The organism is Paenibacillus sp. BGI2013, assembly GCF_002843485.1.
In the GTDB taxonomy this organism is placed as follows: Bacteria; Bacillota; Bacilli; order Paenibacillales; family Paenibacillaceae; genus Paenibacillus; species Paenibacillus amylolyticus.
Genome location: NZ_PJFA01000004.1, coordinates 631,985 through 644,725 on the forward strand (window position 1 = coordinate 631,985; position 12,741 = coordinate 644,725).

Annotated in this window: 10 protein-coding genes; all 10 read right to left on the minus strand. The window is 49.5% G+C overall.

Annotation, left to right across the window (positions count from 1 at the left end; all coding sequences use genetic code 11):
* Positions 1–48 precede the first annotated feature (48 nt).
* The 10 genes from CXK86_RS13775 to CXK86_RS13820 all read right to left on the minus strand — a co-directional run bounded on the left by CXK86_RS13775 (position 49) and on the right by CXK86_RS13820 (position 12,720).
* Positions 49–1,266: a M24 family metallopeptidase gene (locus tag CXK86_RS13775; protein ID WP_076250391.1), complete on the minus strand. Its 1,218-nt coding sequence runs from the start codon at positions 1,264–1,266 to the stop codon at positions 49–51.
* Positions 1,259–2,104: an ABC transporter permease gene (locus CXK86_RS13780; RefSeq protein ID WP_076250388.1), complete on the minus strand. Its 846-nt coding sequence runs from the start codon at positions 2,102–2,104 to the stop codon at positions 1,259–1,261. The genes CXK86_RS13775 and CXK86_RS13780 overlap by 8 nt, the downstream gene beginning before the upstream one ends.
* Positions 2,097–3,014: an ABC transporter permease gene (locus CXK86_RS13785; RefSeq protein ID WP_076250386.1), complete on the minus strand. Its 918-nt coding sequence runs from the start codon at positions 3,012–3,014 to the stop codon at positions 2,097–2,099. The genes CXK86_RS13780 and CXK86_RS13785 overlap by 8 nt, the downstream gene beginning before the upstream one ends.
* The gene (locus tag CXK86_RS13790; RefSeq protein WP_076250384.1) at positions 3,011–4,141 is read right to left on the minus strand and encodes an ABC transporter ATP-binding protein; all 1,131 of its coding nucleotides are present in this window, start codon (positions 4,139–4,141) and stop codon (positions 3,011–3,013) included. The genes CXK86_RS13785 and CXK86_RS13790 overlap by 4 nt, the downstream gene beginning before the upstream one ends.
* Positions 4,142–4,213: 72 nt before the next feature.
* Positions 4,214–5,350 (minus strand): ABC transporter substrate-binding protein, encoded by a 1,137-nt coding sequence (locus CXK86_RS13795; protein ID WP_076250381.1) that lies wholly within the window; start codon positions 5,348–5,350, stop codon positions 4,214–4,216.
* A 68-nt stretch (positions 5,351–5,418) separates the two neighbouring features.
* Positions 5,419–7,392 carry a hydantoinase B/oxoprolinase family protein gene (locus CXK86_RS13800; RefSeq protein WP_076250379.1) on the minus strand — a complete coding sequence of 658 codons (1,974 nt, stop codon included), beginning with the start codon at positions 7,390–7,392 and terminating at the stop codon, positions 5,419–5,421.
* Positions 7,389–9,437 (minus strand): hydantoinase/oxoprolinase family protein, encoded by a 2,049-nt coding sequence (locus CXK86_RS13805; RefSeq protein WP_076250377.1) that lies wholly within the window; start codon positions 9,435–9,437, stop codon positions 7,389–7,391. The genes CXK86_RS13800 and CXK86_RS13805 overlap by 4 nt, the downstream gene beginning before the upstream one ends.
* Before the next feature lie 41 nt (positions 9,438–9,478).
* The gene (locus CXK86_RS13810) at positions 9,479–10,207 is read right to left on the minus strand and encodes an FCD domain-containing protein (RefSeq protein ID WP_256719991.1); all 729 of its coding nucleotides are present in this window, start codon (positions 10,205–10,207) and stop codon (positions 9,479–9,481) included.
* Between the two features lie 289 nt (positions 10,208–10,496).
* A complete protein-coding gene (locus CXK86_RS13815) occupies positions 10,497–11,159 on the minus strand; it encodes a class II aldolase/adducin family protein (protein WP_076250375.1) in 663 nt (220 codons plus the stop codon).
* Positions 11,160–11,229: 70 nt separating this feature from the next.
* On the minus strand, positions 11,230–12,720 hold the full coding sequence (locus CXK86_RS13820) for a rhamnulokinase (protein WP_076250372.1): 1,491 nt from the start codon (positions 12,718–12,720) through the stop codon (positions 11,230–11,232).
* Positions 12,721–12,741: the final 21 nt, after the last annotated feature.

The window sequence follows — 12,741 nt, forward strand, 5'->3', positions numbered from 1 at the left end:
GGATCGACTGTGGTCTGATCGCCGGTCAGCGAAGCCTTCCATCTATCGTTATTTAGTGAACAATTTCCGCTCCATATGGGTCAGAAACTCATAACCATCTGGCGTTACAACAATTGTATCCTCGATTTGGAACCCACCAGCACCTAGCTCGTAATAGGGTACCTCAACACATAACACCATACCGGACTCCAGTATCCGCTGGTCACCCGGGGAGAGGGTTATATCGTCGTACAGTTCCAACCCGATGGCATGTCCGACATGCTGACGTCGGTAATGCGGAATCCCCTCACGCTGTACGCGAGATACTGCCGCATGGAATACTTCCGACGCCTTGACGCCAGGGCGCAGCGTTTCAAGTGCCGTCTCCCATCCACTTTTGACCGCAGCAAAATGTTTTTTCATCCAAGCGGTAGGTTCCCCTGCAACAACCGTGCGGCCCGTATCTCCCCAGTATCCTTCCAGCTGCAGGCAAAGATCGAAACGGACCTGATCTCCAACCTCAATCATATGAAAATAATTTTCGATGAGTGGTAGCGCACTACGTGGCCCTGCCCCTACCGCTGTCATTGCCGGAGTTCCACCCGCTCTCATCACAGCCAGACGATAATGATCGGCAAGTTGCTTCTCATGAACACCTGCTGCAATCAGGTCAATTAGTTCCTGCTCAATCCGTTCATTTAATTGGGCAGCCTGACGAAGTTGCTCGATTTCGAAAGGTGTCTTGACCAGACGGATTTCTCGGAACAACTTATATGCGGGAATTACCGGTCTGTCAGGAACCTCCTCCTTGATTCTAGCCAGAATATCGGGAGCGATCCGCATCTCATCGATTCCAATCGGCTGATCTTCGATCTCAAGCTGTTTTAATGCAGCCTTGAGTGCTTCAACAGGACCCGGATGAATAACCGTCGTTTGCAGAAGAGAATAAAAGAGATCAATGTCGTCAGTGGAAGGTTTGCCTTCAATTGAACCTTCCACAAAGAAATCACTGTAGGCAAATATATCTACCCCCGTAATACCGAACTGGGCTACAACGCCTAACCGATTCGTTGGAATGACGATACAAGGCTTAGCAGATCTGTCGGCAGGTAAAACCGCATAAATCTGCATGGTCCAGTTGCTTGCACGCAGCTGGGACCCGATGACATACTGAATGTTCTCTGGAGTTGTTGCGATCAGGGCGCTTAGCCCCTGAGTTTTCATCACTTCTTCCGCCCGGTCCCTGTTCAGACTTGAGCTATGGGATAGATGCTGTGAATTATTCATTTTGATCCAGTCCTCCTTTTGTTTTCCTGCGACCAAACAAACTTTCAAGTCCTGGTACAGAGCGCAACACTAGTTTAATCGTCATAAACAGAGCCAGCGCAAACGCGATCAGAACTACAGACACCACGGCTATCGTTGGGTCCTGCCATTTCTCCATATACAGGAATAGCTGTATTGGCAACGTGTAGCTGTCCTGACGGAGCAACAACAGTGCAGCCTCGACCTGATCAAAAGTGAAGACAAAAGCGATTGACCCTGACAGAAGCAGGGATAGTCGGAGCTGTGGCAGCGTAATTGTGAAAAAAATGCGTATCGGCCCAGCACCAAGGTCCGCGGCAGCTTCCCGATGAGCCGGGTGCAGATTGGCTAACGCACTGCCAACAATAGTGAGCACAAATGGCAGCACAATGACCGCTTCACCCAAAATAAGTGCAAACAGTCCGCCTGCAATATGCATTTTTGAGAATAAAATCAGGTATGCAGTACCCAGCGTAATTTTTGGCATAACCATTGGAGATACAAAAAATGCCCTTAAGATACCAGAGCCCGGGAAAGGGTATTGCACGATTGCTAACGCAGCAAGCGTACCTGTAATCAAAGCCAGCAGAACCGCCCCTGTAGAAGCAATAAGGCTGTTCTTGAATGCATCGAGAAACTGGGTCTGCTCACTCAGATTGGCATACCACTTCAAGGTTAGACCTTCCGGGGGAAATTTGCTGGCTGAACCTGAGCCTACAGATGTCAACATAATCATCAGCAGTGGCAGCAGCAAATAAATCGCTACGGCACCCACAAAGATGTAGAGTAACAGCTTGGTGCCCCTGTTCGACTTAACCATACGCCTGACCTCCCTTGCGGGAACGACGGAACATCAACGTTTCTGCTCCTTTATTCACAAGCAACGAAACAACAATGGAAGACACAAGTAAAAACAGGCTGGCAACCGCAGCCATCGGCCAGTTGGTGTCCAAGGTTCGCTGATATATAAATACCGGAAGTGTCATGACTCTTCCCCCGCCGATCAGCTGAGGTGTGGTGAATGCGGTGAGACATAGCGTGAACACAATCTGCACCCCGCTTGCAATGCCTCTTGCCGATAAAGGCAGGGTAATGGTCAGGAATGTTCTCCAGCTGCCCGCCCCCAGATCCTGAGCAGCTGCCTTTAAGGAAGCGTCACTTTGGGACAGTACATTTAGAATCGGAAAGACCATAAATGGCAGGAAAATATGGACAAGGGCCACAACAACACCTGTCTCGTTGTATATCATGCTGAATCCTTCCTCGGTTAGCCCCAGACGGATGAACAGCCAGTTCATGAAGCCCTGTTTGGACAACAAAAGCTGCCATCCGTAAGAACGCACAACGGCACTGACCAGTAGCGGAAGAAACGTGAGCAGCAGCAACAATTGCTTCATGCCAGGCTTCTTTAGACCCGCAATGCAATAGGCCAGCGGATAGGCAAGCAGAAGACTCCATAGCGTAACCTTGAAGGCAATGCGAAACGTTGTGCCAATCAGCTTCCAATAATAAGGGTCGGACAGAAACGCACGATAGGCCCCCCAATCCCAGCCCCGAATAAGCTTTCCATTCTCATACATATCAAAGCTATATCTGCCAAAGATCAGCAACCCGCCCAGATACACGATGCCCATCAGAGCAAGCGCAGGCAACAGAAGCAGCAACCGGGTTACCCATGTGCGGTTTCCAAAGGAATACAGATTCACGATCCGTTCCGCGATCCGGTTCATATTCTTGCCCCCTGTACACGGTCATCAATGGGTTCGGATAACAAGAGCGCGTCCTCTGGATCAAAGCCAATTTGTATTGGCTCACCTGGACTATAACGTGAAGCTCCCCGCTGATGCAGCACACTGGCCTGAACCAGAAAACCTTCAGCAATCTGCACACTGTATCGAATATTTGCTCCGCCATACACCGCTTCAATCACGTGTCCATCCAGCTTGTTCAGGCAATGAGTTGCATCTTCTCCAAGTCGAATATACTCATTGCGGATTGATAAGGAATGTCGTGCTCCCGCTTTCGGTACAGCATTGCCATCACTGACTTTCACCAGCAATGGCTTGCCGAAGCATTCCACCCGAATTCCATTCACATCATGTCCCAGTAATTCCGTCTCAAAGAGATTGGTATCTCCAATAAACTTGGCCACGAAACTATCGGTCGGTCTTTCATAGATTTCATCAGGGGTTGCGTATTGCAGCAGCCTTCCATCGCGCATAACGCCAATTCGGTCAGACATATTCATGGCTTCGCTCTGATCATGCGTTACAAAGATAAACGTTCCGCCGAATTCACGCTGGATGCGTTTCAGTTCACGCTGCATATCGAGACGCAGCTGCATGTCCAATGCAGAGAGAGGTTCATCAAGCAGTAGCACTTCGGGTCTGTTGATCAGTGCGCGAGCAATGGCGACGCGTTGTGCCTGACCCCCGGACAGCTCGGATACAGCACGCCTGCCATAGTCTCCGAGCTGGACCAGATCAAGCATTTCACCTACCTGCCGTTGGATATCGACTTTTGGTAACTTCTTCACCTTTAGGCCATAGGCAATGTTGTTGAATACATCCATATGAGGGAACAGCGCAAGCTGCTGAAAAATCATATTGCTATTGCGTCCATAAGCCGGGATGCCAGTAACATCCCGACCTCCCAGCATAATGGTGCCCTGATCCGGCTGCTCAAGTCCGCCAAGCATGCGCAGCAGTGTTGTTTTGCCACAGCCACTCGGACCAAGCAAGGAAACGAATTCACCCTTTTTCACTTGGAGTGTTACTTGATCAACGGCGGCTCGCTTACCATAAGTCTTCGTGACTTCCCTTGTTTCAATGGATATGGTCTCTTGTCCGCTGCTCATCTCTGATTCCCTCCCATCCATTCCGGGTTCATAACAGAACCCGGAATTATTGTGTGCCTGGCAACAATCCTTTTATTGAAGTTTTGTTTTCACGAGACGGTCCCATAGTTCTTTCCAGGAAGAGCTGTTCTGTGCAAGCACATCCCAGTCTGGATTAATACCATTACTTTGCGTTTCCACGGAGAATGAAGGATCATCCTTGTACTTGTCCGGAACTGCAGCTGTCGTACTGGTTACTGGCGTACCCGTTGCTTCTGCATATTGTGACAGCGCCTCCGCGCTCAACAACTCGTTAATAATTTCATTTGCAACACGTGCCTGCTCAGGTGTTGAGCCCTTCACTACCTGAAGTGTGTATGGGAAGGAGATGGCACCTTCACTCGGATACGCTACGGCAAGTGGAGAACCACCATCAATCCATGTCTGTGCAACCTGTGCACTGAATGGGGCAATGAGCGCATCACCTGACTCCAGGAGTGCCTTCAGCTGATCATTGGATGAAACCAATGTGCCAATCTGGTCACTACGATCTGCCCAGAACTGGAAGGCTGGCTCGGGATTTTCATAGGATGCGCCAATCTCTTGACCTTTGGCAGCAATAAGTGGGGAGATATAGGAATAGAACATATAGTCCCAGAGCGCAGTTTTCCCTTTGAACTCCTCGTTATCCCATAGATCGTTCCAGCTGGTAGGCGGCGTTTTCACCAGGTCTTTGTTATACACCAGGGCGAAGCTTGAAACGCCCCAGACCACACCTTTATTGTCTGGCTTGTGGAAGGACTCCGGAATATCCTTAATATTGGTCACAATGCTGGTATCCAGTGGCTCCCACATGTCATCATTCAATCCTTTTGCCGTCGCATCTGCATTGAAGTAACCGAAGTTAACAATCGGATTGTTGGCATCAGCCTGCTTGCCTGCAACCATCTTGGGGTACATTACCGAATTGGAGGATTCCTCAAAGGTGACTTCAACGTTGGGATGTTCTTTCACATACTCGGCAACCACTTCTTTCGGAACGACATCCTGATTGGAGCCAGCCCAGATAAACATCGTCAGCTTAACTTTGTCTCCGCTTGCTCCTGAAGAGTCGCTCTCTCCGGCAGTATTACTTGAGCTGCCTGCTCCACCGCAGGCGGAAAGCACCAATGTACCGGCCAGTGTCAGAGAGGCGAGGCTGAGAAAGCGTTTTTTGTTGGATTTGAACATGCAAATTCCCCCATCCATGTAGTTGGTTTTACCGATAAGACAGAACTAGATAGTTTCCATATACTTGATCAATGCAACCCTATTTGCTGGCGTAAACCTTCCATAATGTCGGATATCTCCCGTGGATCTACAGATAGGGAATCCTTATACTTCTCCTCTACAACGCCCATGGTCTGACGCTTCAGGTAGTCTCTTAGTGCAAGCGGAGCATTCAGCAAGGCCTGATTCAGTGTTACCTGCATCTCATCGCTCCATATGTCTTCAAATTGCTCCCGCGCCTTGCCAAAGGCGAATTCCTCCTGCTGCCGTGGTCGCTTGGCTCGCATTTGTTCGGTATCGCTCTCGTTCAGCTCCAGGCCGTCAATCACAACACCATATAACTCAAGAGCTTTCTCCGGGGATACCAGCCCACTTCTTACATCCTCCAGAACTAGGCGTGGTTCACGTTCAAGTGGATCACCATATCCGCCTCCGCCTTGCGACAGGAACGTAACCGTTTCTCCAGGTTGAAGCAGCAGCTCATCAATTCTTCCCAGATGATGCTCACTTGCACGTCCAGCATTAAGAATCGCTTCTCCATGTGAACCTACGCCACCACCGAGCCTGCCCCAGGGCTGGAACTCCATACGCTCCATGTTTCTGGCCGTCATCACGGTATCCGGTGTTAGAATTCTGACACATAAATCAATTCCGCTTCCGCCACGGAAGGTTCCTGCACCCGCCGAGTCAGCACGAAGACCATAATGCTCAATCAACACAGGCATCTCGGATTCCACCGTTTCCGCAGGAATATTCCGAAGATGACCGACCGCAAAATCCATGCCATCAATGCCGTCTTTCATCGGCCTAGCTCCCGAACCTCCGCAGATCGGCTGAATTACGCCCACCTTTTTCTTGCCATCGGATGCATCTGTCATCGCCATCATGACGATGCAGGCTTGTCCAGCTCCTGCCGCGGGAACCATACTGCCCTGAGCTTTCCCCAGTGCTCCCGTGATAACGTCCATCAGCCGGATAAAGGTCGCAGCACGTGCCCCAACTGCTGCCATCGGCTCCGGGTTTAGTACGGAAGCAGGCGGCGCGTAATTTCGCACCATACGAATCATGCCCGAATTCCAAGGAATGGTCGGATCGAGCGTACGGAAATAACGAATGAGTGCGGGCACCAGCATGTAATGGCCCTGTTGGTTGTGGGTAGGAATGTTGAATGAAGCCCTAACCTGAGGATCGGTGCCGCTAAAGTCCAGATGAATGTCACTACCTTCAATCGTCATCTTGCAACGCAACCGAATAGGATATCCTCCTGGTCCTTTCTCCAGATAGTCCCAGAAGTCATAGGAACCGTCCGGGACATCTTGCACGATAACACGTGCCTTCAGCTCGGCATATTCCAGCAAATGTTCGATGCCCTGCTGGATTTTTCCCACGCCATATCGTGCAATGAGTTCCTCAAGCCGTTGCTCTCCCCGATTCAATGCAGCCATAAGCGCTTTGAGATCACCGAGATTTTGCTCCGGAATTCGGCTGTTGTCCATAAACATTCGCAGGATCTGCTCGTTGAGAACACCAGCTTCATACAGCTTGACTGGTGCAATTCGAATGCCTTCCATATGAATATCGTAGGCGCTGGGAGATACGCTCCCCGGTACCTTGCCGCCCACATCGGATGAATGGACAAAGCACATGCCGTAAGCAATGATTCGCCCTTCGTGAAAATAAGGCTTGATGAGATGAATGTCTGGAAGGTGTGTGACCATGCCTTTGGTGGAATAAGGATCATTACATATGACGAGATCCCCTTCTTTCCAGTCTTCTATACTGTTAATGGTCGCAGCAGCAGGGATGCCCAGGGACAGATTGTAACCCGTCTCCAGCGGCGATCCGAACGTTTCCCCGGATGGAGTTAAGAGGTAGGTTCCAAAATCGCCAGTTTCTTTGACAAAAGCGGTGAATCCTGTGCGCAGAACAACATTTGCCATTTCTTCCACGGCAGCTTGAATTCGATTGTTAAAAATCTCAAGAAAGACCTTGTCACCGATCATGCTTCCACCTCCCCAATCACGTTCCCATGCACATCCCGGTATACCTTATATCCTGGCGGAATAAAGATCGTTGTATCATATTCCTCCACAATAATGGGCCCGGGGATGGGGGCATCCACCGATGGAATTTGTCCCCTTTTCAGTACCTTGGCAATCTGCTGTACATGGTCAAAGGTGATGAGCCTTTCTTCCGCTACACTCTCATCAAATGGCAAATTTGCCGGATCTACCGTGTTATGGGTAGGTAAAACACCAACAATGGTTGCTCTGAGACTTACAAACATGACCTCTGCCTCTGGCTGACTAATGCCAAACACGTTTTGGTAAGATGTATGGAATTTAATCCCTGCCTTCTTGGGATCTTGAATTTCTTCCAATGTCAGCGTGACCTCAAGATCAAAGGCCTGTCCCTCATATCGCATATCCGCACTGTACAGGCAATAAATATTGTCCAGCTTGACACCACCACGGGCTTCCTCATCTACCCAGCTACGTCCCAGGTTTTCCAATTCAGCAAAAAGAGAGCTTAATTCACCAGACTCCAGAGTCTGGGTACTTTTGTGTAACGTATGAACGAAATCATTGCGGAGATTGGCAACCGTGCAGCCCATGGCACACAATGTTCCCGGAGATGGCGGGATCAACACTCTGCCGATACCTACCTCACGTGCCATCAGAAAAGCATGCATCGGGCCGGCTCCACCATATGCGAGCAACGTAAAATCGCGGGGATCAACGCCCTTGCGAGCCATGAGGGGAGAAAACTGGGCGTACATATTGGCAGTTGCCACATCAAGAATGGCTTGTGCAGTCTGTTCGGCATTCAGTCCAAGCTTCTCTCCCAGATTGCCCAGAGTACGCTCTGCAAGTTCGGGATACAGACGCATTTGTCCGCCAAGGAAATGGTCAGCATGCAGGATACCGAGCTGTAGATAGGCATCTGTGGTTGTCGGCTCTTCTCCCCCGCGCTGATAACATGCCGGACCGGGATTGGCTCCCGCGCTGCGCGGTCCAACCTTGAGTACGCCTACGGAATCAAGCCAAGCAATTGAACCACCACCAGCCCCAATCGCTGTTACATCAACAGCGGGAATGATGACAGGAAAGTCTCCAACCTTGTTCTCAGAAGAATAACTCGGTTCTTTGTCAATAAGGGCAACATCAACACTTGTCCCACCCATGTCAAATGTGATGACCTGATGAATGCCCGCTCGTTCAGCAATATGGGTCGCGGCGATTACACCGGAAGCAGGCCCGGACAGAAGCGTACGTACCGGCTCATTAGCCGCTCTGGCAGCCGTCATAATTCCACCGTTGGACATGGTTGACAGCAAGTTGGCTTTGAGGCCGTATGCCTGGATCCCTTTTTGCAGACGCAGGAAGTAAGACCCCATCCGTTCACCTACATAAGCGTTCATGGCCGTTGCGAGTGTTCGTTCGAACTCACGCTGTTGTGGCCAGATGGCGCTGCTTCGGCAGATGAACAGTTGCGGATAACGTTCCCTGATCAGATCTTCCGCAAGCTGCTCATGAGCGGGATTCACATAAGCATGTAAAAAGCTAATCGCCAAAGCGGTAACGCCATCCTCCACCAGCTCATCCACCGCTTGCAACAGTTGTTCCTCATTCAGTGGCTGGAGTATGCCCCCACTCGCAATGACCCGTTCATCGATTTCCTTAACGTGATGTCTCGGTACTAGTGCATCGGTCTTGTCACCATACAGATTGGTTGTATCCTCAAGTCGCAACCGGCGGATTTCAAGAATGTCACGGAATCCTTTAGTGACCAGCAGACCTGTAACTGCGCCATTTCGCTCAATCAACGTGTTGACGCCAAGCGTTGTTCCATGCACAAACAGATCAATCTCATGAATATTCACGCCACTCGCCTTTAACTGATCAAGTGCGTTAAAAATCGCCTGTTCAGGAGCTACTGCAATCGATGGCGTTTTCAGCGCCGCAATCACCCTGCCCTGATGGTCCATCACCAGCGCATCCGTGAAAGTACCTCCGATATCTATGCCTAGACGGTAGATTGTGTCCACAAGCTCAACTCCTTTATCACCGGGTCTGTTTCTAAGGAATGTTATTGGTTTTGCATGGCGAAATAACGTTTGACATCATCGATCATTTGGTTGATATGATTCACCATTGCCGCTTCAGCCTGCTCCGGAGAGCCCGCTACAATAGCATCCAGAATCTGCTGATGATCCACAACTAATTCGCTTCCTACTCTCCGGCGAATATACGCGGTTTCCAGAAAATCGCGGCTTGTCTCCCATACCAGTTCAACGGCGTGCAGAAGAATTTGGTTTTGCGCAGCATAAGCCAGCAATCTGTGGAACTCCCGGTCCTCCTCGTATGGTATAATATTCTTGGAAAGCAATTCATGCTGGTTCGCAATCGATGCTTGCAACAGTACTATGTATTCTTTCGAGGCACGCTGTGCTGCGAGGGAAGCGATCTCCCGTTCAAGAGCCCTTCTGGCAACGAGAACATCTAGCAGAGCCTTTTCCCCGGAATGGTTCAGCATCTGAATTAACTGTGAATTCACGCTTTGTTGCTGCAAATCTTTTTCCAACGTCTTCATTCGATCCAGACCATGTTCGGTCAAAGTTCTTCCCTTTCGACCTTCCAGAACTGTAAAACCTTCAACATCCATCTCCATAAGTCTTCTTCCGATGGTTGCCTGACTCAGACCATACGTTTTGCCCAAAGTATGAACCAACGTACTGGCCCCGATGGGAGCATTAGCGTCTCGAAGCTGCTTTAGCAGTTCGTATTCCAACTCCATTTCGTTTAGCTCAGGACCCACTGATCTCACCCCTCTTAGATACTTAATTGTTTTTTAATCTTCTTCGTAGTTGTTACTCACTGATGATTAACGTTAGTATACCTTGCAGACATCATAATTTCAACAATTCTCATCGAAATAGTGCGAATTATTCCCTCAGCTATACTGTGCACCTTTTCAATTCAAAATCAAAATTAAAAAAGAGCATTTCACATCCTTTATTCCAGCGTTTATCTGGAGGATGCAATCTGCCCTTAACGTAGCAATCTTTTAAGATCACAAATGTAATCATTAATACTCAAATCAGGTATCAGGACTTGAGTTGTTGCAATAACTGCACACGGTAGGCTTCACTTTCAAGCGATTGAATTTCCTTATATTCTTCGGCAGTAAGCACTTTGGGTTCCCCGGCTACTTTGGCGATCATATATACTTTCGCACTTTCTTCCACCACCTGAGTGCGGTAATAGGCTTCGCGGAGGTTTTTACCGGTCGTAACCAATCCGTGATTGACGAGAATGAGTGCCGTATGTTCTTCTACCTTTGCTGAGACTGCATCGGCAAGTAGTTTCGTCGTTGGTAGAACATATGGAACAAATCCGATATCACCTACCAAGGCGGACTGATCAGGGAACAAGTGTGGCAATTCATCGAAAACGAGACTAAGTGCGATCGTGTATGCCGGGTGCGTATGCACAATGGCTTGGATATCAGGATTCACACGATAACTGTACAGATGCATCAATACTTCGGAAGATGGACGTGTTGATCCCGCACGAGTCTCTCCTGTCTCGATATCAATGGCGATCCATTCGTCAGGCTCCAGATCCTCAAGTGCATAACCACTCGGAGACAACAACATTGTTCCCCCAGAGCGAGCGCTCAGATTCCCACCGGGTCCTACCACCAACCCTTGGGCAACTGCTCTACGTGCATACTTCGTCAACTCTTCCCTTACTTGCTGTTCAGACATGTTGCTCACCACTCCTCATACTTTTCTTTTTAGCATTTTGCGTCAATGCTCATTGCATTGAATCTGTTCATTACCTTTTGATTTGATTCAGACTTTGGTAGTTTTCATAAGCTTCCTGCCACAGCTCTGTATCCTCAGGCTCATAGGTCTCGGGGGAAAAGGAAGCAGCCATGACCTCCCGTACCTCGGCCAAGCTACTCACTTCTCCATGCGCAAGGAATTGCAGCATGCAATTCCCGGCTGAAGTCGCCTCTGCCGGGCCTGCCACTACCGGGACACCGGCTGCATTGGCTGTAAACTGGCATAATAGTCGATTGTGCACACCGCCACCAACCATATGAATGACACGAGGTCTTGTACCTGTAATCAACTGCAATTCATCCAGCGTCTGTCTGAATTCCAATGCAAGACTTTCCAGAATGCAGCGCACAATCGCTCCAGTCGTTTCAGGCACAGTCTGTCCGGTGAGACTGCATTGTTGCCGTATTCGTTCAGACATATTTCCTGGCGCCAAATACACGCCATCTCCCGGCGATACATAACTTTGATGCGGCGTTGCCAAGGTAGCCAATTGAATCAGTTCTTCATGTGTAAAAGGTTGATTCTCCCGCTCCCACTGTCGTTTGCATTCCTGTAGCAACCACAAGCCTGAACGATTTTTCAAGGTGCGTACTTTTCCACTTACCGTCCCTTCATTGGTGAATCCTAATGCACGACTTCGGTTATCCAATACAGGTGTATCACGCTCCACCCCCATAAGAGACCAGGTACCACAGCTGATAAAAGCAAAATCCGAATCCATTGCAGGAATCGCTGCCAAGGCAGATGCCGTATCATGTGAGCCCACAGAGACTACCTGCATCGGTCCAGTCCGTAACTCGGCGCACAACTCATTTGTTAGATCGCCCAGCACGGTACCCGGTTGAACGAGTTTTGGAAATAATGTTTCCGGTATACCGAGACGCCCGATCAGATGTTCATTCCAACGCGCCTCGCCTGCATGCAACAGCCCGCTAGTACTTGCAATCGTATACTCACAAGCCTTCTGACCGGATAGATAATAGTGAAATAAATCCGGCATAAATAACATGCGCACATCCGTACGCAAACCTTCGGCCTGCTCTCGTACACTGCCTAGTAGTTGAAATACTGTATTGATCTGCTGCGGCAAAACGCCGGACATGGCATACAGTTCTTCATCTTTCACCATGTGCAGAACTTCTTCCATCCACTGTGCGTTGCGTGCTTCCCGATAGTGACGCGGGTTCGAGCACAACCTTCCCGCACCATCCACCAGTCCATAGTCCACTCCCCACGTATCCACTGCTATAGAACGGACCGATGGAGAGACGCCTTGCGTCCCTTTCACAATGCCTTGTTTTAATTCATGAAAAAGTCGCAAGAAATCCCAATACAGTCCATCCCCCAGTTGCACGGGTTCGTTGTTGAATCGATGCACTTCTTGTAACGAGAGTCTGCTTCCATCAAAAGAACCCCGGACTACGCGTCCACTCCCAGCGCCGTAATCGGCAGCAAGCACGTGTGTTGCTTGATCGCCCATTCTTTCAAGCCTCCTTAACTC